The sequence below is a fragment of the Sphingobium terrigena genome (assembly GCF_003591655.1).
Lineage (GTDB): Bacteria > Pseudomonadota > Alphaproteobacteria > Sphingomonadales > Sphingomonadaceae > Sphingobium > Sphingobium terrigena.
On record NZ_QVRA01000004.1, the window covers coordinates 165,213 to 189,669 of the forward strand.

General features: G+C 63.5%; 22 protein-coding genes. 1 reads left to right on the forward strand and 21 read right to left on the reverse strand.

From position 1 onward, the window contains the following. Positions 1 to 56: 56 nt before the first annotated feature. The 19 genes from D0Z70_RS06140 to D0Z70_RS06230 all read right to left on the reverse strand — a co-directional run bounded on the left by D0Z70_RS06140 (position 57) and on the right by D0Z70_RS06230 (position 21,176). Positions 57 to 1,346 (reverse strand): MFS transporter, encoded by a 1,290-nt coding sequence (locus D0Z70_RS06140; RefSeq protein WP_119744566.1) that lies wholly within the window; start codon positions 1,344 to 1,346, stop codon positions 57 to 59. Then, on the reverse strand, positions 1,343 to 1,849 hold the full coding sequence (locus tag D0Z70_RS06145) for a type II 3-dehydroquinate dehydratase (RefSeq protein ID WP_220475624.1): 507 nt from the start codon (positions 1,847 to 1,849) through the stop codon (positions 1,343 to 1,345). Before D0Z70_RS06145 ends, D0Z70_RS06140 begins: the two co-directional genes overlap by 4 nt. Positions 1,850 to 1,913: 64 nt before the next feature. Next, positions 1,914 to 3,020, reverse strand: a complete 1,107-nt coding sequence (locus tag D0Z70_RS06150; protein ID WP_119744568.1) for a hypothetical protein — start codon at positions 3,018 to 3,020, stop codon at positions 1,914 to 1,916. Beyond that, a complete protein-coding gene (locus tag D0Z70_RS06155) occupies positions 3,017 to 3,550 on the reverse strand; it encodes a DUF3237 domain-containing protein (protein ID WP_239018829.1) in 534 nt (177 codons plus the stop codon). Before D0Z70_RS06155 ends, D0Z70_RS06150 begins: the two co-directional genes overlap by 4 nt. Before the next feature lie 11 nt (positions 3,551 to 3,561). Next, on the reverse strand, positions 3,562 to 5,190 hold the full coding sequence (locus tag D0Z70_RS06160) for a carboxylesterase/lipase family protein (RefSeq protein WP_239018830.1): 1,629 nt from the start codon (positions 5,188 to 5,190) through the stop codon (positions 3,562 to 3,564). Continuing rightward, a complete protein-coding gene (locus D0Z70_RS06165) occupies positions 5,187 to 6,182 on the reverse strand; it encodes an alpha/beta hydrolase (protein ID WP_119744569.1) in 996 nt (331 codons plus the stop codon). Before D0Z70_RS06165 ends, D0Z70_RS06160 begins: the two co-directional genes overlap by 4 nt. 108 nt (positions 6,183 to 6,290) lie before the next feature. Continuing rightward, positions 6,291 to 6,950, reverse strand: a complete 660-nt coding sequence (locus tag D0Z70_RS06170; protein ID WP_239018831.1) for a TetR/AcrR family transcriptional regulator — start codon at positions 6,948 to 6,950, stop codon at positions 6,291 to 6,293. A 28-nt stretch (positions 6,951 to 6,978) separates the two neighbouring features. Continuing rightward, positions 6,979 to 8,841 (reverse strand): bifunctional sugar phosphate isomerase/epimerase/4-hydroxyphenylpyruvate dioxygenase family protein, encoded by a 1,863-nt coding sequence (locus tag D0Z70_RS06175; RefSeq protein ID WP_119744667.1) that lies wholly within the window; start codon positions 8,839 to 8,841, stop codon positions 6,979 to 6,981. A gap of 128 nt (positions 8,842 to 8,969) precedes the next feature. Continuing rightward, positions 8,970 to 9,623: a peroxiredoxin-like family protein gene (locus D0Z70_RS06180; protein WP_119744668.1), complete on the reverse strand. Its 654-nt coding sequence runs from the start codon at positions 9,621 to 9,623 to the stop codon at positions 8,970 to 8,972. Between the two features lie 104 nt (positions 9,624 to 9,727). Next, a complete protein-coding gene (locus tag D0Z70_RS06185; RefSeq protein ID WP_420820373.1) occupies positions 9,728 to 11,080 on the reverse strand; it encodes an LLM class flavin-dependent oxidoreductase in 1,353 nt (450 codons plus the stop codon). A gap of 11 nt (positions 11,081 to 11,091) precedes the next feature. Continuing rightward, the gene (locus D0Z70_RS06190; RefSeq protein ID WP_119744571.1) at positions 11,092 to 11,883 is read right to left on the reverse strand and encodes a class II aldolase/adducin family protein; all 792 of its coding nucleotides are present in this window, start codon (positions 11,881 to 11,883) and stop codon (positions 11,092 to 11,094) included. An 83-nt stretch (positions 11,884 to 11,966) separates the two neighbouring features. Next, positions 11,967 to 12,932, reverse strand: a complete 966-nt coding sequence (locus tag D0Z70_RS06195) for an ABC transporter substrate-binding protein (RefSeq protein ID WP_119744572.1) — start codon at positions 12,930 to 12,932, stop codon at positions 11,967 to 11,969. Further along, positions 12,907 to 15,489 (reverse strand): TonB-dependent receptor plug domain-containing protein, encoded by a 2,583-nt coding sequence (locus D0Z70_RS06200; RefSeq protein WP_119744573.1) that lies wholly within the window; start codon positions 15,487 to 15,489, stop codon positions 12,907 to 12,909. The genes D0Z70_RS06195 and D0Z70_RS06200 overlap by 26 nt, the downstream gene beginning before the upstream one ends. Positions 15,490 to 15,621: 132 nt before the next feature. Continuing rightward, positions 15,622 to 16,581: an ABC transporter substrate-binding protein gene (locus D0Z70_RS06205; protein ID WP_119744669.1), complete on the reverse strand. Its 960-nt coding sequence runs from the start codon at positions 16,579 to 16,581 to the stop codon at positions 15,622 to 15,624. 1 nt (position 16,582) lies between these two features. Beyond that, a complete protein-coding gene (locus tag D0Z70_RS06210; RefSeq protein WP_119744574.1) occupies positions 16,583 to 17,671 on the reverse strand; it encodes an LLM class flavin-dependent oxidoreductase in 1,089 nt (362 codons plus the stop codon). Positions 17,672 to 17,687: 16 nt separating this feature from the next. After that, positions 17,688 to 18,950, reverse strand: coding sequence for a rhodanese-like domain-containing protein (locus D0Z70_RS06215; protein ID WP_119744575.1), 1,263 nt, complete (start codon positions 18,948 to 18,950; stop codon positions 17,688 to 17,690). Beyond that, complete coding sequence (locus D0Z70_RS06220; RefSeq protein WP_119744576.1) at positions 18,947 to 19,561, reverse strand: cysteine dioxygenase family protein; 615 nt, start codon at positions 19,559 to 19,561, stop codon at positions 18,947 to 18,949. The genes D0Z70_RS06215 and D0Z70_RS06220 overlap by 4 nt, the downstream gene beginning before the upstream one ends. Continuing rightward, positions 19,558 to 20,355, reverse strand: coding sequence for an ABC transporter ATP-binding protein (locus D0Z70_RS06225; protein ID WP_119744577.1), 798 nt, complete (start codon positions 20,353 to 20,355; stop codon positions 19,558 to 19,560). Before D0Z70_RS06225 ends, D0Z70_RS06220 begins: the two co-directional genes overlap by 4 nt. Positions 20,356 to 20,357: 2 nt before the next feature. Then, positions 20,358 to 21,176: an ABC transporter permease gene (locus D0Z70_RS06230; RefSeq protein ID WP_119744578.1), complete on the reverse strand. Its 819-nt coding sequence runs from the start codon at positions 21,174 to 21,176 to the stop codon at positions 20,358 to 20,360. Between the two features lie 288 nt (positions 21,177 to 21,464). On the opposite strand from D0Z70_RS06230, the gene D0Z70_RS06235 reads away from it, so the two are divergent. Next, a complete protein-coding gene (locus D0Z70_RS06235; protein WP_119744579.1) occupies positions 21,465 to 22,301 on the forward strand; it encodes a LysR substrate-binding domain-containing protein in 837 nt (278 codons plus the stop codon). 4 nt (positions 22,302 to 22,305) lie between these two features. Here the strand turns inward: D0Z70_RS06235 and D0Z70_RS06240 are convergent, their stop codons facing one another. Continuing rightward, entirely contained in the window at positions 22,306 to 23,250 is a 945-nt protein-coding gene (locus D0Z70_RS06240; protein WP_119744580.1) for a D-isomer specific 2-hydroxyacid dehydrogenase family protein, read from the reverse strand. Between the two features lie 12 nt (positions 23,251 to 23,262). Beyond that, positions 23,263 to 24,456 (reverse strand): acyl-CoA dehydrogenase family protein, encoded by a 1,194-nt coding sequence (locus D0Z70_RS06245; protein ID WP_119744581.1) that lies wholly within the window; start codon positions 24,454 to 24,456, stop codon positions 23,263 to 23,265. Position 24,457: the final 1 nt, after the last annotated feature.

A 24,457-nucleotide genomic window follows, 5' to 3' on the forward strand; every position in this document is an offset into this window, starting at 1 on the left:
TATTTAGTCCATTTCAGACCATGCCTCATCGTGCATGGTGTCGTTCAATATGTCATTCAGTCCATTTCCACCCGCTTCACATCGCCGATGATGAAGATATAGGCCGCGGCCCCCACCAGCGCGAGCGTGCCGATAAAGGCCAGTGCGCCATAGAAGGAGCCGGTCTGCCCCACGATCACACCGACCACGATGGGCGTGACGATGCCGGCCAGATTGGCGCACAGATTGAACACCCCGCCGGTCAGGCCGATATACTGGCGCGGCGCGACATCCGAAATGAGCGTCCAGCCCAGATTCACCATGCCCTGCCCGAAAAAGGCGACCGACATGATGGCGATGACGAGCGTGTTGCTCTGCACGAAATTGGCAAGGATGATGGTCGATGCCAGCAGCAGTCCGACGACGATCGGCAGTTTGCGGCCGATATTGGCCGATCCCGTGCGCCGGATCAGCATGTCCGACACATGGCCGCCCAGCAGCACACCCGCCGATGCGGCGATATAGGGCAATATGGCGAAGGTGCCGGACTTGAGCCAGTCCATGCCCCGTTCGGTCGCCAGATAGGTCGGGAACCAGGTCAGGAAAAAGACCAGCGTCGAATTGCCGCAAAATTGGCCGATCGATGCGCCCAATATCTGGCGCTGCGACAGCAATTTTCCGACATTGGCCCAGGAAAAGCGGACAGATTGCGCCGGGGCGGCGTCTGCCAGACCACCGCCCGCGCGGATATGGTCCAGTTCCGCGCTGTTGACGCGATGGCTGTGCTGGGGATCGCGATACCAGGCGTACATCAGCAGGCCAAAGGCCAGACCGATCCCGCCAGCAATGATGAACAGCGCGCGCCAGCCCATGCTGCCGACCACCCAGAAAAGGACGGGGCTGAAGAAGGCCAGGCCAGCATATTGGCCGACGGCATAGACGGCATTGGCGCGGGCGCGCTCCTGCTGCGGGAACCAGCTGCTCAGGATGCGGCTGTTGCAGGGGTAGCAGGGCGCTTCGGACATGCCGAGCGCCAGGCGAAAGCCGAACAACATGGTGACGTTGGTGGCGAGGCCATGCAGCAGGGTGAAGAAGGACCAGAGGATCAGCGATCCGGCATAGGTGATCCGCGTGCCCAACCGATCAAGCAGGAGGCCGCCGGGAATCTGGGACGCTGCATAGGTCCATGAAAAGGCGGAGAAAATAAGCCCCATCATTTCGGGCGAAATCTGAAGTTCCTGCGTCAGCGCCGGTGCGGCAACGCCCATCACGGCGCGATCCATATAGTTGAGCAGGGTCGCGATGCTGATCAGGCCAAGAACGCCAAAGCGCGCCTTGGTCGGACGAAGGGCCGATGCGATGGTCATGCCGCCAACTGCCGCTGATCGAGCATGACGAGATGCCGCACGGCCAGCGCATAACCGTCCGTGCCAAGGCCAGAGACAATGCCGGTCACGACCTGCGTCATGATCGAGCGCGAGCGCCATTCCGCGTCGCGGCGATGGATGTTGGAGATATGCACTTCGACGACCGGGCATTCGCACATTTTGAGCGCGTCGAGGATCGGATAGGCGGCATAGGAGAAGGCAGCGGGATTGATGACGATGCCCGCCGATCCAACCCGCGCTTCATGCAGCCAGCCGACCAGGTCATGCTCGGCATTGCTCTGGCGGAACAGAATATCAAGGCCTGTTCCCGCGACTTCGCGCCGACAGGCCGCTTCAACATCAACCAGCGTATCGCGACCGTAAATCTCCGGCTCCCGCACGCCAAGCAAGTTGAGATTGGGTCCGTTCAGGATGTGAATGTAACGCTGGCCCATGACTGGCCTGTCCTCCCCGATGCGTCGGGGTTGCGCCCCGATCGCCATGGCCCGTTCGTACGCCCACATTTTCGTCAGTGCAAGCGAAATGTACGAACTGGTACATACAATGTTACGGCAAGGCATAAGGCAGATCGCGAACCGCGATACGATCGGCCTGATAGGAGCCAAGCCATAGCTGCTGTCCGATCAGAATGGCAGCAGAAACGCCATTGAACTGCGGATCGGGCGGACCATAGGCGAGCATCGTGAGTTGATGGGCGACGGGATCGACCTGCGCCACGGCGTAGCCGCGATGACAGGTCATGCCATCGGCGACGCCGTCGATAATCCGGCGAACCCCGCCACAGGCAGGTTCGTCCCGCATCATCCCCGCCATGATCAGGCGGTCGCCATCCCAATGGATATTGTCCGGCATGAAATCCGGCACGGTCAGCCGCCAGAGCGGGACACTGCTGTCATGTCGATCATAGCCGAGCACCTGCCGCAAACCGAAGGCGATGACATAGAAGCCGCTATCGTCGCGTGCCGCCTCAAGGCCGTTATTGCCCGGCAGTTGCGTTCCCGGCAGCAACTGGAATGCCGTTTCACCGGGGCGGCGCTGATACACGCCACCCGTCACCCGCCCTTCCACGAAGTCGGTGATGCTGGTTCCCGGCCGGGTCAGGACGGTCGCCAGCACTGTGCCGTCGCTATAGGTTGTGACGCTATTGGCGGCATGGCCCGGCGGCATTAGCAGACAGCCCTGCCATTGGAGCGCAGGTATCTGCCTTGCGTCGCTAAAGTCGACCGAAAAGACTTCGATCGATTCGCGTCCGCCATGATTGACCACATGGAGCCGTGCCTTGCCGGGAGCGACGACACGCAGGCTAAGGCCGCGCGTGGTGAACAGGGCTGGGTCAGGTGGCTGGTCGCAATCGGGCAAGGCGGGATGGCGGGCGATTTGATCGGCGCGCGCGGTAAACCAGATGCGTGCGGTCCTTTGGCGGGTATCGACCAGTTTCAGCCCTGCCCCTTTGGCAAAGCCGCTGGCGATCAACCAGGGCGTATCGGGGATGTGGGCGAGATCTTCGGGCTTGTCCGCGCCGCAGACGAAGGAGAATTGCGCCGTCGCGGCACAGGCGGTTGGCGGATCAACCGCGCGGGTCGGCGGGTCGGGCAGCGTCGTGCAACTGCCCAATAGCATGGCCAGTATCGCGGCCTTGGCGGCGTGCTTCATGTGACGCGATAGACGCGGATGCGCACCGATGGCTTGGGCGCATCATCAGGGGGTGGTCCCAGCGTGCCGATGAAAATCGCCTGATTGAGCCAGGCGTGCGGCCCATCGGGTGCCTCGAAACTGGGGACGGTCCGCAGATAGCGTTCCGGTGCGCCTGCGACGCGGCTGTTGGTCAGGCCGACATTGCGGACGTGGATCAGCGTGCCATCATCGGCCCGCATCATATAGTCCGCCTCGATCACGGTCCAGTCATCTGCCCGCTGCAACTGCCAGTCCGCGCCGCCCGACAGCACGGTTCCACGGATGCGCGGCCCGGCAAAATGTCCGCCGGTTATGGGGATGCGGCGACGGGTGCCGAGCGGCGTCCTGCCGACCTCCACCACAGGCTCCAGCGTCACAATCGCTTCATAGACGAACGCCAGTCCCGGCGCGTCGGTTGCGCCTGACACCGCGGCATGGGCAAGAGTCGGCAGCAGCAGCGGCGTTGCCATGCCAAGGCCCAGCACATGCCTGCGTGAATAATGGGTCATGACGCCCTGCCTCAATCGCGAACGCGCAGCCGGTCCAGCGGCGCTGCTGACTGGGGTGCTGCTGCTGCCTTGAGTAGTGGCAAGGCGGCGTAATGGGGCCAGTCGATCGCCCCGCCCGGATCACCCAGCAGACGCATTTGCGGGCGCTTTACCTGAAATGTCGGCCAATCTGCGCCGGGCTGGCCAGTGCGGGCGAAGGACAATAAGGCCGCCATCATCGCGTCCGACAGGGCGTGATCCTGCGCCGTCCAGTCGCGGGTGACGCGAAAGCGGTTGAGGCTGTCCAGCGTCCCAAGCCAATAAGGCACGTCCCCGGTATGATAGGCACCGACGGTCGCCGGGTCATGATCGGCGAAGGTGACGCCCGGCCGATAGGGATGCACCCGTGTGAAGAAGAAGGGATAGACCGGTGCCTTCCCATAGGTCGCCTGTGCCTTTGCCCAATCGGCCATTTGCATGCCGACGCTGGCGTCGCGTTGCAGGTCGCGGAGCGCGCGGCGGGCCGCTTCATCGGTTTTGGCAGAATAGTGGGTGAGGATTTGCGCCGCAGTTTCGGGGAAGGCTTTACGCACGGCGGCGGCATAATCGGCCATGCTGTTGACTGGTCCCAGCGCGCGGAAGCTTTCGTCGCGGGTGAAGCCGATCATCGCGGGCACGTCATTCTGCTGGCCAGCCGCAAAGCTGGCGGCTGGCAGGGATTGCAATATCTGCCCGTCCAGCACGACCGGGCGACGCGGGACGGTTGCCGCCACGCTGATGAGGCGGTCTGCTGGAACGTCGCGCATCGCCTCGATCGACGACGCACCGAGCGCCTGTTGCAGGGCGCGTCCTTCCTGTTCAGCCTGCGCCAGCGGGACCGGCGCCATCAGGTCGCCGAAGCTCGCCCCGCTCATGCCGACCACGCGATGGAACAGGCCGCGCGCTGCCGGGCTTGATTGCAACAGGGAAATGGACATGGAGCCAGCCGACTGGCCGACCAATGTCACCTCGCCGGGATCGCCGCCGAAACCGGCGATATTGCGCTGGATCCAGCGCAGTCCGGCGATCTGGTCCTTCAGGCCATAATTGCCCGAATGGCCCGCGCCCTCGACCGTCAGATCGGGATGGGCGAGAAAGCCGAGCGGACCGACCCGATAGGCGATCGCGACATAGACCACGCCTTTGGCCGCGAGCGGCGCGCCGGAATAATTGGCCATCGACGCCGAACCGACGTTGAACGCGCCGCCATAGATCCAGGCGATGACAGGATAGGGCTTGCCCGCAGGAGCCGGTTCGGGCGGCGCCCAGATGTTGAGGTAGAGGCAGTCCTCACTGGTTGCCTCTTCACCGAAATAATGGTTGATCGAACGGCCACGCAAGGGCTGGATACATTCCGGGGCAAAGCGATCGGCGTTCCAGACACCGGTCCAGCCTTCATGCGGACGGGGATCGCGCCAGCGCAGATCGCGCACTGGCGGGGCGGCAAATGGCACGCCAAGCCAAGACCGTACACCCGACGGCAGGGTGATACCGCCAACCAGACCGGCATCGGTCTGGACCGGTGGGCCAGCAGGCCGCTCCACCACCTGCGCCTGCGCGCCCCGGTCGCCGATCAGGAGGGCCAGAGACAGCGCCACGGCTGTCCAGAAGCGGCGCATCATCGGCCGTCCTTGAGCCGGGCGTCGAAAAAGCGGAATGTCAGATCGAGCGCACGGAGCGATGCCGCGCGGGTTGCCGCTTCGTTCGCGCCGATCCAGCTATGGCCGACCCCGGCGATGATATCGAGCGTGACGGGAACCTGCGCGGCCTTGAGCTTGGCGGCCAATTCCTGCGACTGCGATACGGGTACGACCCGATCCTCCGTGCCGTGGATGAGCAGCATGGGCGGGTCTCTCCGATCCACATGGGTCGCAGGACTGGCGGCCGCGACACGGTCCGCCGGGCAACTGGCCTTTTCACAATCGAGATAGACATTTTCGGCCTGCGGGATGTTGGACTTGGGCATGGTGGCGAAGTCATAGACGCCGTACCAGCCGACCCCGGCCTGGACGCAATCGGACTGGGTGGCATTGGCCTTGTCCGCGCCAGCAGGAGCAGCGCCACACTCCAGCGCGGCCAGCGCCGCCAATTGTCCGCCCGCCGAACCACCCCAAACACCGACGCGGCCAGCATCAATGCCATAAGTGGCCGCATTGGCTTTCAGAAAGCGGATGGCGGTGCGGACATCGTCGATCGCGGCGGGGAACGGGGCTTCGCGCGACAGGCGATATTCGAGCGAGGCGACGACATAGCCGCGCGCGGCAAGGTCCGCCAGGACGGCGGGGAAATCACTGAACGCGCCGGACTGGCGGGTATGGCCGTTCATCCAGCCGCCGCCATGGATGTAGATGATGATCGGCTGTGGGCTACTGGCACCGGTGGCGCGATAGAGGTCGAGCGTGATCGGGCGATAGCCGGGGATGGTGGAAAAGACGATGTCGGTGCTGGCGATGACACCGCCCGGAAAGGCGACGCGCCGTTCGGGCATGGGGTCACCCAGCGCGGGTTCGGGTGCTGTCGGCGGTGCGGGGGTGGATGGCGGCTGGGCGTAGGCAGCACATGCGACTGTGCTGAGCAGGGCTGCTGCCACTGCGTTGAAAGTCGGCTTGCGCATCCGCTTCTCCTCACCTGCAATTTTTATGTGCTAACTATTTCGTACATTAATATCCAAAGATGGGCTGCTGCGCAAGGGCCAGCAGCCTTCTAACGGGCCGTGCGCCGATCAGGCCCGGCACCAGCTTTCGATAATGTCTATCACCGACATGCGGCGACGGCCGAGCGCCTTGGGCGATGTCATGTCCCGGTCGAAACCGAAGGCAAAGGTGTAGCGGTTCGACACATTATAGAAGCACAGCGCGCTGATGGTCATGTGCAGTTCAACCGGGTCTATGCCTTCGCGGAAATGGCGGCTGGCGACCCCCTGGGCCAATATGTCGCGCAGATTGTCGATCACCTTGCGGTTGCGTTCGCGGATGCCCGGTATCTCCCCGACATGCGCGCCGCGCAGAATATTCTCGTTCATGACCAGCCGGACAAATTCGGGATGTTGGATATGATAGTCAAAGGTCGTGGTGATGAGATCGCGCAGGGCCGCATCCGGGGACAGATGATCGCGCCGGACAGCGGCGTCGACTTCGCGCACGGCGGTGTAGGCACGCTCAAGAACCGCGCGATACAGGCCTTCCTTGCCGCCGAAATAATAATAAATCATGCGCTTGGACGAATTGGTCCGTTCGGCGATTTCGTCGATCCGCGCGCCGCTCAACCCCTTGTCAGCGAATTCCACGGTGGCGACGTCCAATATGTTGCGCCGCGTCTCCTCGGCCTCCGCCGTGCGCGCACTCGCTCCACCTTCGATTGCCGTCAGGGCCGCCTTACCCACTCCACCTGTCCTTCTCGTCAAACCGTCATCAACCCGGCATATCGTCCCTGAAACGCGACTGGGCCGCCAGCCTTATTGTCGCATTACCCGCGCCATAGCCATCATAACCACGCCGTTCGACAAATTCGAAGAAGAAACGCTTGGCAAAGGCGCGGCTGTAGAATTGGAAATATTCCTGATCGCCCACCCGGTCATAGAGAATGCCCGACGCGGCCATGCGCGTGACCAGTGCGGGGTCCAGACTGAAGCGCGCGGCCAGATCATCATAATAGTTGGCCGGGATGTCGAGCAGTTCCAGCCCGCGCGCCACCATCGCGTCGCGGGTGGCGAATATGTCGGCGCAGGCAAAGGCGATATGCTGCACCCCTGCCCCCATATAATGGTGCAGGAAGCGGGAGGAGAGCGTCTGCGCCGCTGCCGATCCGTTGAGGGTGATGCGAAAACCGCGATCCGGGGACTCCACCGCCTGGCTATGGACGATGCCCAGCGGGTCGGCGATTTCCAGTTGCGGCGTCTTGGTCACGTCGAACAGCGCGAAATAATAGAGCAGCCAGGACAGAAACTCCTCATACCCCATGGCCTGCGCGATATGGTCGATCCGGTCGAGGCCGGCATCGGCCTGCGCCGCGTCGGTCACAGGCACAAATTCCTGTGCCCAGACAGCGTCCTGTGTGCCGGTTTCGATGAAATAGATCAGGCTGCCACCTACGCCGCGCACCGACGGAATCTGCATTTCGTCGGACGCCACCGCCTGTTCAAAGCGGGCAATCCGCAGCGCACCCGCCCGATCGAGTGCTGAGGCGACATCTGTCACCCGAAGGCCCAGCGCGCAGACCGACGCGCCATGGACGATGTCGTGGCTGTGGGCGAAGCCTTCGGTTTCGCAGTTGATGACCAGGTTGATCGCCCCCTGCCGCCATCGCGTGACGGCTTTGCGGACATGCCGTCCGACCAGGGTGAAGCCCATGGCTGACAGCATGTCGGCCAGGACCGGCGCTTCGCTTTCGCTGGCGGCGAACTCGATAAATTCCACCCCGTCAATCTTGACGCGCGGGGCAATGGCGGCGGGCCGGGCGGAGATGCGGCGCGCCTCATCCTCCACCATGCGGAGTGAGCGATAGCCGTCGAGCGCGACCCCGGAGGATGAGCCGGCGCGGAACCGGTCGTTGAAGATTTCCAGCGACAAGGGGCCATCATAGCCGATGTCGAGCAATGCGCGCACATAGTCGGCAATGGGCAAATCGCCCTGCCCCGGCATGTTGCGGAAATGGCGGCTCCAGTAGAGATAGTCCATGTCCAGCGCGGGCGCGTCGGCGACCTGGACGATGAACAGCTTGGCCGGATCGATCGCGGCAATGCTGTCGATCGGCACGCGGCGTGCAAGCGAATGGAAGCTGTCGAGGATCAGGCCGATCGCGGGATGATCGACGGAACGGACAATCTCCCACGCATCGCGATGGTCGAATATATGGCGGCCCCAGGCCAGCGCCTCATAGCCGACCCGCAAACCGCGACTGACCGCGCGGGCACCGAGTTCTGAAAAATCGTCGATGATGCGTTGGCGATCGCCCAGCGCCTGGGGTGAGACGTTGGAACAGACCAGTACCAGATCGGTGCCCAACTCCTGCATGATGTCGAATTTGCGTTCGGCCCGGTCGAAGGTCTTGGCGCGCAAATCGCCTGGCATCCCTTCAAAATCGCGGAACGGCTGGAACAAGGTGCAGACAAGGCCATGGTCGCGGATCATCGCGCCCACCTCTCGCGGCGATCCGGCGTAGCCGATCAGGTCATTCTCGAAAATTTCGACACCGTCGAACCCTGCGGCGGCAATCGCCTGCAACTTCGTGTCGAGCGTCCCGCTGACGGAAACGGTCGCGATGGACGTCCTCATATGATCACCCTTCTCTGCATCCTCGCGGACCATGTACCATTTAGTACAATGGGAGAGAAGGGGTAATCATGATCGCTGTTGCTGCGACGGCCCGTCCACCGGACCGTCGCAATCAAGATGAAGCCGCCTTATGCAGCGATGTGGCGCAATATCTCGTCCGCTTCGGGCCGGTCCAGCCAGTCCGGGCTGACTGCTAGCCAGCGCACCACCCGCCCAGGCCCGACCAGCAGGACAGCCGGTTGCGGCAATTCCCAGCTACCCGTCCCGGTGACCTCGCCGATCCAGCCGGCAGGCGGAGGCGACGGGCGATCGTCGGGCCTGAAGGCGATGCCCAGTTCTCGTGCGAGGCTGTTGTCCTCATCGGTCGCGACTGGAAAGGGCAAATTGTGGCGCTGTCGAATCTCGTCCAGGCGATCGGCCTGCTGCGGGCTGAGCGCGACGAGCGGGATACCCCGGTCACGCAGTGCGGGGTAGAGCGTATCGGCATAATAGGGCAGCGCGATATTGCACGCCGGGCAACCGGCAAAACGGAAGAAGATCAGCAGCGCCGGACCATTGGCGGTCAGCGTGTCGAGGCTGAACACATTGCCATTGGCCTGGGCGAAATCTTGCGGAGGCAGGACATCGCCGACCTGGGCGACGTCTGCTGGATCGAACCGTTCGCGCAGCGAATGCCGCTGGCGGGCATTGCCCTCCAGTTGCGCGGGCGTCCAGTTGCGCGCCCGCTCTGCCTGCAAGGCTTCAAATTGCGCCTTGAGTGTGTCCTTGAGGATCGTCGCCATCATATTCTCCTTCCCGCAACTCCCATAATATTGGCGATGGAGGGGTGAGCGCGCCAATGAGAGTTGCGGGAAGGAGAGTGACGAATTGTCATAGATGTCTGCGTTCAGGCGGCATTGCGTCGGTCAGTGGCTGTTGTGCGGCGACCGGCAGGGATGGGCAGGCCCAGATGGCCGCGGAGCGTGTCCGCCTCATAGTCTTGGCGAAAAAGGCCGCGCTCCTGGAGGATCGGGACGATTTCACCCACGAAGCGGTCGAACTGGCTGGGGTGGCCCAGATGGACGTTGAGGCCGTCGAGCGCGCGGCCTTCAAACCAGCGCTGGATTTCATTGGCGACGGTTTCGGCCGACCCGACGAAGGGACTGCCGCGCCCGGCCCGCGCGCCCTCGACCGTCTGGCGCAGGGTCAGGCCTTCGGCAACGGCCAGGTCAGTGACCCGTTTGGCGTGCGTATAGAAGCTGCTCTTGGCATGTTCGAGCGCGGCGACCGGAAATGGCGCATCGGGATCATATTGGCGGAAATCATGCCAGCCGAACGGGCGGCCGAATTCGGCGAGCGCCTGATCGAAGCTCTGGTCGAGCGTGCGATAGTGGCGCTCTATGTCCTTCGCCTGTTCGTCGGTTTCGCCGACATAGACCGAGAATCCCGGCAGAATGACGATCTGGTCAGGATCGCGGCCCTGCCGGACGGCGCGACCCTTGAGGTCGGCGTAGAAGGCCTGCCCCTGTTCGATCGTCGCCGCATGGGTGAAGATGGCGTCTGCGACGGTCGCGCCCAGATCGCGGCCCTGATCGCTGTCGCCAGCCTGAAAGATGACCGGCTCTCCCTGCGGCGAACGCTGGATGTTGAGCGGGCCGACAACCTGGAAGAACTCGCCTGCATGATCCAGCCGGTGGAGTTTGGCGGCGTCGAGGAACTGGCCGGTCGCGCGGTCACGGACCAGTGCGCCCTCCTCCCATGACGACCACAAGCCCCGCGCCACGTCGAGAAATTCGACCGCGCGGCGGTAGCGTGTGTCATAGTCGAAATGTTCTGGCTGGCTGAAATTGCCCGCCGTGCCTGCGTCCCCGCTGGTGACGACATTCCAGCCAGCCCGCCCCTTGCTGATCAGGTCGAGCGAGGCGAAACGGCGGGCGAGATTGAACGGGTCATTATAGGAGGTGGTCAGCGTGCCGACGAGGCCGATCTTCTTCGTGGCGACCGCCAGCGCCGACAACAAGGTCAGCGGCTCCAGCCGGTTAAGATAATGGGGCGGGGAATTGGCGGTGATGAACTGGCTGTCGACGATGAACACCAGATCGAATTTCGCGGCCTCCGCCTGACGCACGACATGGATATACCAGTCGATATTGACGCTGGCGTCGAGCGGAATGTCGGTGTCGAGCCAGCGATTGCTGTCGCCGGGGCCGCCAACGCCGGTGGGGACAAGGCCGAGCTTGAGTTGGCGTTTGCTCATGATCGCGCTCCGGGTCAGACGTCGAAGCCGGGTGCCTGACGCTGCGCCTTGCGCAGGGCGGCTTCCCAGACCAGATCATAATGGGATTTGGCGCCCTCGACCGGTGCGCGTTCTTGCGTCATCTGGCGACGGACTTCTTCCTGCGCTTCCTGCGGCGCGATCAGGATATGGTCGCGACCGATGCTGAGGGTACGGACTTGCGCCTTGCAGGCTTCTTCCAGATGATAGATGCCGCTGAACGCCTCACCCGGCGAAGCGCCCAAAGCCAGTGTGCCGTGATTGCGCAGCAGCATGACCTTGGTATCGCCAAGATCGGCGACCAGCCGTTCGCGCTCATCCAGATTGAGCGCGACCCCTTCATAATCATGATAGGACAGGCGCGGGATCAGCGCGAGCGCGCGCTGGTTGAGCGGCAGCAGCCCTTCGGCATGGGCGGAGACGGCCATGCCGTCGGCGCTGTGGAAATGGGCGATATAATGGGCGTCATCGCGTGCGCCGTGGATCGCCGAGTGGATCACATAGCCGGCATAGTTGATGCCATAATCGCTCTTGCCGATGACATTGCCGTCGAGATCGACCTTGACCAGGCTGGACGCGGTAATTTCGTCAAACATCAGGCCGAAGGGGTTGATCAGGAAATGATGCTCCGGTCCCGGTACGCGGGCGGAGATATGGGTGTAGATGAAATCATCCCAGCCATAGAGGGCCGACAGGCGATAGAAAGCGGCAAGATCGACGCGGACCTTCCATTCAGCCTCGCTGATATGGGTGTCACGGAAGCGATCATCCTTGAGGATAGTGGCCATGGCTCAGACTCCTTTGCCGACGATAATAGGGAGGCCGCGCGGCGCGGCCCAATGAGAATGGCTGAAGTGAAGGGCGCTGATGCTCATGCAGGGAAGATCCCGGCATCGACGATCGACGCGACATCGACATGGGCGGGCAGTTCGCCATCGGCGTAGAAGCGATCGACCACGCGCTGGAGGGGCCGAATGACGGCAGCGCCGGGCGGGACGAGAAAACCGTTTTGACGCTCGACCATGAGGCGGGCGATCTGCGGGTCCACCTTGGTCTGCTGCTGAAAAATCGCGGCATAATCCGCCGGGTGCGCCGCTGACCATTCAGCCGATTTCTGCAATCGGGCCAGCAGGTCGCGCAAGGCGCTGCGCCGGGCCGGATCGTCTAACGCTTCCTGCGACGCGGCAATCAGGGCGTAAGGGCTGTTGATGCCCTCACCATCGCGCAACAGCCGGGCACCGGCGAGTTCAGCGGCGATCTGATAGGTGCCAAAGGTCGCCCAGGCGTCGATGCGGCCGGCGGCAAAGGCCGCAGCGGCATCGTTGGGCAGCATGAAGCCGATATCGACCTTGCGCCGGTCGACCTTCGCTTCCTTGAGCGCTTCAAGCAGCAGATAGTGCGAGATGCTGCCGCGCGCGCTCGACACGATGACGCGCCGACCGGCCAGATCAGCGATCCTGTGCAGCGAAGAGGCTTTGGCAGCGATGATACCGATGTTGCGGGTCGAAAATTGCGTCCCAGCGATAATCTTGAGCGGCGCCTTGGCGGCAGCGGCCAGCACCACCGGCAGGTCGCCCGCAGGCGCGGTATCGACCGCGCCTGCGTTGAGCGCTTCCAGCAACGGGGCGGCACCCACGAAATTGGCCCATTCAATATCATAGGCCAGATTGTCGAGGACGCCTGCCGCCTCCGCCTTCGACTGGAGGAGGTGGACCTGATCGCCCAGCACCAATTTGGTCCGCCCGCCCTGCCCGGTCCCGCTGCACGCGGCGAGACCCAGGGCCGCGGCACCGGCCAGGAAGCTGCGCCGGTCAGAAAGCAAATGCGAGCCGTCCATAATAATATCCGCCTGCGGGGTTGAAGGGGGACGGGCCGTAATAGCCCTGCCCTGTCTGGGGATTGCCCGGTCCGTTGGTTTCGGGGCGGACGTCGAAGAAGTTGGTCGCGCCGACCGACAGGGTGGCAAAGCGGGTCACTTTGGCGCTGATGCTGGCGTCGGTGATGATCTTTGCGCCAAAGTGACGATCGTCGCCCGCGGCGGTGCGCTGGGTATATTTGCCATAGCGGGTGTTGGTGAGGCTGAGGCCGAAAATCCCCTTCGACCAGTTCAGGGTGCTGACCAGCTTGGTATGGGGTTGCAGCACTTCGAGTTCGCCGATCTTGTCGCCGCCGAAGAACACCGACCCTGCGCCCAGCAGCGATGTGCCGTTGGCCGCGAACAGCTGCGTCGGGGTGGCGACGACGTCGTTCACCTTGGTCCGCGAATAGTTGAACGCCAGCGTTGCGCCCAGTCTGCCGAAATCGCCAAGCGTGGTGGAATAGTCGGCGACGATATCGAAGCCCTTGGTCGTGGTATCGGCGGCATTGATGAAATATTCCGCCTGTTCGATGTCGGACAGGCCATTGGCGGCGAGGATGGCTGAAATGCCGGTGCCGAACAGGCGACCGGTGCGTTCGATCCGGTCCTTGATCTTGATATAATAGCCATCGAGCGTGATCGACAGCGACGGGGTGGGCGTGAACACGACGCCAAGACCCGCATTCCAGGTCTTTTCCGCCTTGAGCGGTTTTGCCCCCAGCAGCTGACCGACGGTCGAGTCGGCCGTCACCAGCTTGGCCACGGTGGGGCGCAATTCGGTCTGGCCTGTTTCGGCATTGAAGAAAGAGGATGTGCGTCCGTCGGTCTGGGCATAGCCGATCTGGGTCAGTGAAGGCGCACGGAAGCCGGTGCCCACGGTGCCGCGAATGGCCAGTGCCGGGCTGAATTCATAGCGGCTGTTGAGTTTCAAGCCGACCGGGCTGCCCGATCCGTCGCTATAATGTTCGGCCCGCACCGCCGCGCCGATATACCAGGCGTCGAGCGGATAGACACCGACATCGACATAGCCGGCATAAACCTTGCGGCTGATGTCCGCCTCGTCAGCAGGGGACAGGACGATCGCGCCCTGCACCACCGGGGAGGCGATGCGGCCGACATTCCAGTCATATTGCTGGTCGCCGGGCTTGAATGTGTAGGTGGCCGGTTCATAAGCCAGCGGATCGCCCGCGAAGGTGCGGAAGCGGTCGAGGCGATATTCGCCGCCGACCGAGATCTGGACCGGCCGGGCGAGGCCTATGTCGAACTCACGGGTCAGATCGACATTGTGGGTCCATTGGCGAAATTCGAAATTGGCAAGGTTGGGCCATTCGGTCGGTCCCGTTGGCCCCAGCGAGGGACGGACCGACAATTTGGAATATTGATGGCTGTAATTGCGACCGAAGGAGGACGAAACGTCATAGTTCCAACCCGCCAATTCCCCGCGCAGACCGCCGACGAACTGAAAGTCATTTTCGTCAATACTGTTGAGCGGATAATAGCCGTCGGGGAATTGTGCGGTAAAATTGGCCGTGCTGTTGGGGCGGCGGAAGTTGTTGCCGATCTGGGCGTCGCGTTCGCCATAGGTGCCAAAGCTGTAAAGGGTGGCGTTGTCGGTGACCGGCAGTTGGGCATTGTAGGAAAGGTTGAACGCCTTGATCTGCGGATCGCCATTATGTGCGCCGTCACGGTTCCACTGGGCATTGCGCGCGTTGGCGTCAGCGACATTGGCCAGCACCTGATCGCGGGTCAGGCCGCTGGTCGCCACCACCTGATCGATCGTGCGACCGGCGGGCAGGCCGTAGAGATTGGTGTCGGTCGCGGGCAGGTTCCACCAGGCACCGCCGCGCTTGCGGATGTCGCCGCTGATCGTCAGGAAACCGCCATCGCCGATGCGGGTGCCGTAGCGGATCGTCCCTTTCCAGCTGTCCGGCTCGCCATTGGCATCGTACAGGGTGCCATAGGTGAAATCGCCGCTCAGCCCCGGCTTTTCGGCCAGCTGGATATTGATGACCCCGGCAATGGCGTCGGTGCCATATTGGGCGGCGGCGCTGTCCTTCAGCACTTCGATCCGGTCGATCGCGCTGGTCGGGATCAGGTCGATATCGACCGGGTTTGAGCCGGAGGTGTCGGCGGTGCTGTTGCTGAGGAACGCGCCATTGTGGCGGCGTTTGCCGTTGACCAGCACCAGCGTGTAGGCAGGGGCCAGGCCGCGATTGGTGACGGGACGACCGATCGAGAACACGCCCGCATGGGTAGCACCGAAATTGAGCGAGGGTAGCAGCTTGGACAGGGCTTCGCCAAATTCGGCCGAGCCGGTTGCCTGGAGTTTGTCCGCGCTGACGACGTCGATCGGGGCCGGGCTTTCGGCCACAGTCCGCGGCGCGCCGCGCACACCGGTGACGATGATGGTGCCTGCGTCCGCCGCTTCGGCAGCGGCGGGCTGCGGCGATGCATCGGTCTGCGCATGTGCAGAGCCGCTTGCCAGCAATAAAGCAACTGCCGCTGTCGATGCGTAATAGGACCCGATATTCTTCATTGCTTTTATGTTCCCCAATAGATTTCCGGGAACCGTCTATTTTCTACCATGAGAATTGAATAATGACTTCGCATCCGAATCTATGACTAAAATTAAATTTTAGATTGTCTTTTCCACGCAAAACTTATTGTTTCAGTGATTATCGGAAAAGCTGGTGTCGAATGCCTGGGCGACGTCGCGTTTGCCGTCGGTCAGGCCCGCTTTCTGGAACCTGTGGGTGATCGCCTGTTCATGGGCGATGATGCCGGCGTCGATCGGGCGCGACACACGGTTGCTGCGGTCGAAGCTGGCGCGGGCGATGTCGAGCGGCAGCCCGGTTTCCTTCGCCAGCACCTGCGCGAACTGATCGGGATGCGCGCGCGCCCAGGCGACCGCCTGCGCCTCCCGCTTCAGAAAGTCCGCCAGCAATGCGCGTTTGGGCGCGATCGAGTCGGCATGGGCGATGTCGATATAGAGCGGCAGGCCATAATCCTTGGCATCGACAACCACGCGCGCGCCTTCTTTGATCGCGACATTGGTATAGGGGGTCCAGGTCGCCCAGGCGTCGATCGCCCCGCTGTCGAACGCGGCCTTGGCATCGCCGGGCGGGAGCAGGGTGACGCGCACCTTGTCCGCCGGAATATTGGCCCGCTCCAGCGCCTGGAGCAGCAGATGATGGCCGATCGACCCGCGCGTGGTCGCAATGGATTTGCCGACCAGATCGCGCGGTATGCGGATCGACGAACCGGTCTTGACCAGTATCGCCAGCGCTTGCGCCGCCTGATTGGCGGGTGCCTGCACCGCGATTGCCTTGACCGGGCTGCCGCTCTGATAGGCGAAGATGAAGGGGGCGTCGGCGGCAAGACCCAGGTCAGCGGCGCCGCCGCCAACCGCTTCGAGCAGTGGTTGGGCTGCGGGAAATTCCGACCATTCGACCGTATAGGGCGCGCCATCCAGCACGCCCGACGCGATCATCATCGCCTTTACCTGGCCCTTTTGATTGGCAACGCGCAGGACGTTGTCGTCGCTTTGGCGAAAGGTCGCGGCGGCAAGGCCGATGCCCGCCGCCGCGATAAGGGTCACCGACAGGAGGACGACGGTCTTTTTACGCATATCAGCCTGCGAGCGCCAGACTTGCACCGTCACGCTGCGCAACCTTGGCGCGCACGACCGGCAGCAACTCGCGGCCATAGAGGATCGAGTCGCCCAGCGGATCGAAGCCGCGGATCAGGAAATGGTCGATGCCGATGTCATAATAATCGAGCATCGCGTCTGCGACCTGTTCGGGCGTGCCGACAAGGCCGGTGCTGTTGCCCGCCGCGCCCGTGAGCGCGGCAACGCCAGTCCACAGCCGCGTGTCGCGCCGGTTGCCGCTGGCGGTCTCCAGCAGGCGCAGCGATCCCGCATTGGGCGGGCGATGGCCGGTGAGCGGCAGGCCCGCCGCAACCCGGTTCTCGCGGACCTGCTCCTCAATCTCCGCCGCCAGTTTCCATGCCGCTTCCTCGGTATCGGCGACCACTGGTCGCAGCGACAGCGAGAAGCCGGGGTTGCGGCCATAGCGCGCAGCCGATCGGCGGACCTGTCGCACGGTGTCGCCCACCGCTTCGAGCGTTTCGCCCCAGAGTGCATAGACGTCGGCATGGCGGCCTGCCACGTCGATCGCTTCATCCGACGATCCGCCGAAGAATACCGGCAGATTGTCGGGCTTGATCGCGCTGAACGCCTGCTTGACGTCGTAGAAGCGGCCCTGATGGTCGAAGGGCTGCGCAGCGGTCCATTCCTGACGCAGGATCGTCAGATATTCGTCGGTGCGGGCATAGCGTTCGGCCTTGACGCTTTTCGTGTCGCCATCGCGCGCCATTTCCTCGTCCGCGCCGCCGGTGATGATGTGGACCGCGACGCGCCCGCCCGAAAGCTGGTCCAGCGTCGCCAGCTGGCGCGCGGCGACCGTCGGCTGGGTGAAACCGGGGCGATGGGCAACGAGGAAACCGAGTTTGGACGTGATCGCGGCAGCATGGGCCGCGACGATCTGGCTTTCCGGGCTGTTGGAGCCGAAGGGGATGAGGACGCGGTCGAAGCCGCCCTCCTCCTGCGCTTGAGCGGCGGCTTCCACATAGTCCTTGTCCAGCACGCGGCTACGCACCGCCGCCTGCGTTTCGGAACCGTTGTTGAAGCCGATATAGCCGATGAATTTGACGCTCATGGATGTTTCCTGATGATCAGATGACGAAAAAGCCGTGGGTGCCGTCGCGCTCCAGCTGGGCGACGAGGCCATATTCCCAGTCGAGATAGGCCTGCATTTTTTCGGCCTGGTTGTCGGTGCCTTCATAGGGGCGTTTATAGCGCCCCTCCCGCGTGCGGGGCGTGGGCGCGCCGTCCGGGCCGGTTTCCAGCGTGACCGCCGACCAGTCGACATCGAGGATCGACACGTCCCAGCCCAATTGGGCGAGCCAGGAGGCGGTCATGTCGGCGCGCGGGCCAATATCGTCAGTGACGACGATGCGCGCGCCGCGAACCGGGGCGTTATGGTCGGTTTCCTGCACCAGTTGCCCGCCCTGCGTATTCCGGAAGCCGGGGAGATGACCGCTTTCAAACTCGCGCGGCTGGCGCACGTCATAGAGGTAGAGGCTGCGCCCGGTGTCGGCCTTGAGCTGTTCCAGTTCTTCCCAGCCGATCCGCTTTACTCCGGCGCGATAGGCGACATCGCGAGCATGGACGCGCGCCTCTTCGGCAGACGGATGATCAATGTCGGGCGCGACGCGGGTCTGGCCGGTTTCGAGTTCCTGCCCCGCCAGCGTCCAGCCGATCGTGCCGTTGCGCAGCGCATAGACCTTGTTCGGCAGGCCTGCATTGACCAAAGACTGTGTGCCGATGATCGAGCGCGTCCGGCCCGCGCAGTTGACGATGATGGTGGTATCGGGATCAGGCGCGATACTGCGCGCGCGCAGCACCAGTTCCGCGCCCGGCACGCTGGTCCCGGTGGGGATGCTCATGGTATTATATTCATCGTAGCGGCGGGCATCGAGAATGGCGATGTCCGCCTTTTCCCGGATCAGCGCCTGCACCTCTTCGGCGGGCAGGCTGGGCGTGTGGCGGCGATGTTCGACCAGTTCGCCAAAGGCCTTGGAATAGCTGTTGACGTCCTCGAACAGTTCATAGCCAGCCTCGCGCCAGCCCGACAGGCCGCCTTCCAGTTCGCGGACATCGGTATAGCCCAGGGCTTCGAGGCGGATAGCGGCCTTGCGCGCGAAGCCTTCCCCATTGTCATAGACGACGATCGGCGTCGCCAGACGGGGAATGCGCCAGCGGGCTTCCTCATCGATGCGGCGGAGCGGGATCTGGGCGGCGAACAGGGGATGGCCCTGCGCGAAATCATGTTCCTCACGCACGTCGATCAGCGCGATTTCGCTGCCGACCAGTAGCGCGCGGCGGATATCCTGCGGAGTGGAGGTCAGGATGCGGTCGAGCGTATCAGTGGTCATAGGCTTTTCGATCTATCCCAGAGATTGGGGATCACGCTGTTGGCGTAACCCGAAATGAAGCTTTTGGGCGCGCCGTCGAGGGCGTAGGTCGCGCGCTCGACCGCGCCGATATTGGCGCCATAGACGTGGATGGAGACGGAGGGCGCGTCAGCGCGGCCATTGGTGACGCGGTGAATGTCGCCGATGCGGGGAGAAACGGCGTCGACCTCGCCTTCGTACAGATATTCTTCGCCTTCGTTGACCAGTCCGCCGGTTGGGAGACGACGGAAGCGCTCGATCTTTTCCACGCCGCGCAGCACACCGACCAGACCCCAAACTTTATGGTCGTGGATCGGGGTGGACTGGCCCGGTCCCCAGACGAAGCTCACGACGCTGAACCGCTCGCGGCTGTCGCAGTGGAGCAGATATTGCTGGTAGCGATCGGGGTTCGGGCGGGCGAACGCATCCGGCAGCCAGTCGTCTTTGGCGATCAGGCGGGTGAGCAGCGCAGCGCCGCTTTGCAGGATCGCGCCTTCGTCACGGGTGGCCGCCAGCAGATCGGCAAAGGCCGTCACGAAGCCGCGCAGCCGGTCCAGCTTGACGGGCCGGTCGATCGCCGTGACCGCGTTCATTCCGCTGCCTCGGCGATCGGGAACGGGACGACGCCATCGCCATGATCGTCGCCGCCCAGATGGGAGAGGAGTTTTTCGCGCAGGCGTTGGGCGAAGCTGGCGCGTTCGCCGCGCGGGGCGGTGATGCGTTCCTGCGCAACGATGCGCCCCTTGTCGAGGACCAGCACACGATCGGCCAGCGCAATCGCTTCCTCGACATCGTGAGTCACGAGCAGCACGGCGGGGCGATGCTTGCGCCAGAGCGAGAGGACAAGATCGTGCATCCGGTAGCGGGTCAGCGCATCGAGCGCGGCGAAGGGTTCGTCGAGCAGCAGCAATTTGGGTTCGCGCACCAGCGCGCGGGCGAGCGCGACGCGCTGGGCTTCGCCGCCGGACAGGGTGAGCGGCCAGGCGTCGAGACGGTGGCCAAGGCCGACTTCCTTGAGCGCCGCTTCTGCCCGGTCGCGGGCATTGTCACCCGACAGGCCCAGCGCAACATTCTTCCACACCGGTTTCCAAGGGAGCAGGCGGGCGTCCTGAAAGACGACGGCGCGGCTGCCCGGCACTTCGACATCCTGCCCGCGCACTTCGTCCAGCCCGGCAAGGGTGCGCAGCAGCGTAGTCTTGCCGGAACCGGAACGGCCGAGCAGCGCGATGAACTCGCCCGGCGCAATCTCCAGGTTCAGGCCGTCAATGATGGTATTCGGGCCAAAGCGGCGGACGAAATTGCGCAGCCGCACGACGGGTTCAGGATGCGGGGCATCGGCAATGACAGCGGCACTATGCAATGTGGAAAATCCGAAACGAGCGTTCATGCTTATTGCTCCACTATGCTGGGGCGCCAGATCAGGGCGCGGGCTTCGATCGTGCGGACCAGCCAGTCGGCACCAAGGCCAAGAATGGCATAGACCATGAGGCAGACGACGATGATGTCGGTCCGCATGAAATCGCGGGCATTGTTGATGAGATAGCCCAACCCTGCCGAGGCGTTGATCTGTTCGGCAACGACGAGGACGAGAATGGACACCGACAGGGCGTAGCGCAGCCCGACCAGCAGCGAAGGAAGCGCCGAGGGCAGGATGACGTGCCAGACCTGTTCCCAGCGGCTGAGGCCGAAGCTCTTGGCAGCGTCGAGCAGGCGCAGATCGACGCCGCGTATGCCGCTATAGAGGTTGAGATAGACCGGGAAGATGGTGCCAAAGGCGATCAGCGCGACTTTGGGGGTTTCACCGATACCGAACCAGACGATGAACAGCGGCGTGAGCGCGAGTGCGGGAATGGTGCGCTTGATCTGCATGAGCGGATCGACCGCCAGTTCGCCGGCACGCGAGAGGCCAGCGACCAAGCCAAGGCCCAGGCCAAGGCTGACGCCGATGAGCAGGCCGGCAGCGACGCGGGCGAAGGACACGAGCAGGTTGGAAGGGAGTTCGCCCGATATGACCATTTCCAGTAGCGTGCCGATCACCGCCGAGGGCGCGGCCAGCGTACGTTCGGGGATCAGGCCGGTGCGAGACCCTAGTTCCCACAGGAACAGAAGCAGCACCGGCGAAAGCCAGCGCCCGCCAAAGCGCGACAGCGAAAAGCCGCGCACGGTGTCGCGGTGCCTTTCTGTGCTGCCTATCGTCAAAACCGTCATATTCTCGCCCTTGTGATCTTGGCGAGAAGCCACCATTATTTCTCTACCAATTCAATTAAGTTTTATATGGGCCACCTATGACCATTGTTGATAGGTCGGGATTGACCGCATTTTTCGGCCCGCCTGGCGCGGAATATGGCGGTTTTTGCGGATAATGTCCGTAGGGCCAAGAATTTCATGGCCGATATAAATCTCTACTATTTTGATTGATATATAAGCATCAGCGATAGAGCGCTATGCCGGTTCCAATTTGGGGACCAGCGCTTCCTTCATACCATGAGGTGTATCGTGCCGGTCAATCTGCCGACCAATTTGCTGCGCAGCTTCGTTGCTATCGTGGATACCGGGTCGATGCTGAATGCGTCGGAACAGGTGTTCGTGACCCAATCCGCACTCAGCCTTCAGATCAAGCGACTGGAGGAACTGGTGCAGCAGACCTTGTTCCTGCGCGAAGGGCGGCGATTGACGCTGACGAGCGCGGGCGATGTGCTGCTCGACTATGCACGGCGGGTGCTGAACCTGCATGATGAAGCGGTCGCGGCGGTCAGCGCGGGGCGCTTTGCCGGCCCGGCGCGGATCGGCATGGTGCAGGATTTCGCCGACACGCTGCTCACCGGCCTGCTTTCGCGCTTTGCCGAACTGCACCCCGACGCGCAAATCTACGCCCGCGTCGCCGGGACGGCGGAGTTGCAGATATTGCTCGACCGGCGCGAGCTGGACATATTGCTGGGCTTTGCCGCCCCCAATGACCCCCATGCCGTGACCGTCGCGCCGATGAGCTGGTATGGCGAAACCGCGCTGGCGGACCGTGAGGTCATCCCGCTCGCCGTGCTGGAAGAGCCGTGCCGCTTCCGCGAGGCGGCGATCCGCGCGCTGGAGGATGCAGGGTTGCAATGGCGAATCACGGTGGAGACGCCCAATCTGGCGACGTTGAAAGCCGCCGTGGGTGCAGGGCTGGGCATTACCTGCCGCACCCATCTGTTCCTGGGCGATGACGCGATTCTGGATCATGATCGCCCGCCCTCGCTGCCCCGCGTCGCTGCGATCCTGCGGACCGGGGACAGGCTGGACAAGGCGGCGAACCGTCTGGCGGAACTGGCGCGGGAGACGGTTCAGGCGCTCTGAACCGTCAATAGCCCCGCGACGGATCGACAATATCGCTGGGCTTTTCCCCACGCACGAAGCGGGTCAGATCGTCCTGCACCTTCTCCAGCAACCGGTGGCGAACCAGCGTATAGTTGCTGGAGATATGCGGGGTGAGGCGCACTTGGCGGTGGGTGTAGAGGAGATGGCCTTCGGGCAGCGGCTCCGGTTCGGTCACGTCAAGCGTGGCAAAGCCCAATGGCCCATTGTCGAGCGCATCGACCAAAGCGGGCTGATCGATCACGGTGCCGCGGGCGACGTTGATGAGGTGCGCGCCCGGTTTCACCTTGGCGAGGAGTGCCTCATCGAAAAGATGGCGGGTTTCCGGCGTCGCAGGCACGGCGATGACGATATGGTCGGCGCGCGCCACCAGGGTTTCGACGTCACGGACAAGCTCGACCCCGTTGAGGCCGGATTGGGTGCCGGATCGACGGACGCCTATGACCTGTGCGCCCAGCGCCAGCCCGCGCCGGGCAACCGCAACGCCAATCGCGCCGAGGCCGACAATGCCGATGGTCGTCCCCGAAACACGGCCGAGCGGCGCATGGACCCATTGCGCGCGTGATCGCGCCGTCACTGCCTCCAAATTCTTGGCATGGGCATAGATGGCGGCGATGACATAGTCGGCAATCTCTTCCGACGCGACGCCGCGCCCGCAGGTGACGAGTGGCGCGTCGAGCAGCCAGTCGGGATAGAAATCCACGCCCGCCGATGCGCTATAGACCCATTTCAGGCGGCCCGGCCAGATATTGGGCCGCGCATGGAGCGACTGGCGCCAGGCGAGCGAGGGGCGGACGAGCAATATGTCGGCCTCACTGGCAGCGGTCCAGGGTTCATCCTCCGCCACGTCAATCAATGTGGGCGCGGAGGGATGCAGGCCCAGGCTGCGGTTGAAATCGGCCTCCAACTGGCTGGCGATGATCAGCGACATATCAGCGTCCCTTCAATTCCCAAGCGCCGCGCGGCCCGCGGCGATCAGGATCGTGTCGGTCTGGGGCGAATGGATGCGGCTGCACAGCACGTCCCGATAATGGCGTTCGAGCGGGTTCTTGCGGCTGATGCCGGGGTTGCCGGTTAGCTCCAGGCCGATTTCGACAGCCCGGATGGCGTTGGCGGTGGCGACATATTTGATGCTATTCACCTCCACCGCACCGGGTGGATCGCCCGCATCGTGGCGCGCAGCCGCGTCGCGGATCAGCGTGCGATTGACCTGCAACAGGGCTTCGATCTCGCCGAATTTCTCCTGCACGCGCGGCAGTGTGGCGAGCGATGCGCCCAGATTGGTCGGCACCCGGTCATTGAGATAGGCGCGCAGCCAGTCGCGCGCGGCGCGTGCCACGCCATCATAGATGGTGGAGATGGACAGCGCATTCCAGATCGCCAGCCCCGGATCGGCTGCCGCGCTCGCCCATTGTTCGGGCCGGCGAATGTCGACCGCATGGTCGAGCGGCGTGGGCGTATCGGTGAAATGGACTGCGTGGCTGACCGTGGCGCGCATCCCCAGATGGTCCCAGACCGGTTCGATCTCTATGCCTGCGCTGTCCGCCTTTACCAGGAAATTGCCGACGCGCGGATTTTGCTCGTCAGTCCTGGCCCAGACCGAAAACCAGTCGAGTCCGGTCGATCCGGTCGAGTAAATTTTCGTGCCGCTGATCGCCCAGCCGTCGGCGGTGCGTCGCGCGACCGTGGCGGGCAGGCCGCCGCGCACGGGCGTCCCCAGTTCGGGTTCGACTCGCAGGCCACCGATCAGTCCCCTGCCCGCCACCGCATCGCGCGCCAGCCGCTCGTAAATGTCCTTTGGCCAGCCCTGCGCCCGCCCCCCGTTTTTGGCGTGGGAGGCGTGATAATGATAGGTCATGAACAGGATCAGTGCGGTCGATGGTTCGCCCTTGGCGACCGCTCCCAAGACCCGGATCGCGTCGGACAGGGATGCGCCACGACCGCCCAGATCGCGCGATACGGTAAGGCCGATCAGCCCTTCGCGCGCCAGAAGATCGAAATTGGCGCGGGGAAATTCGCCGCTGCGGTCATAGGCTTCGGCGGTGGCGGCAAGTTGCCGGGTCACGCGATCGAGCAGGTCGGCGGACACCGGTGCTGCGGACGAAAGGGTATCGAGGAGTATCGGCTGGCTGGCCATC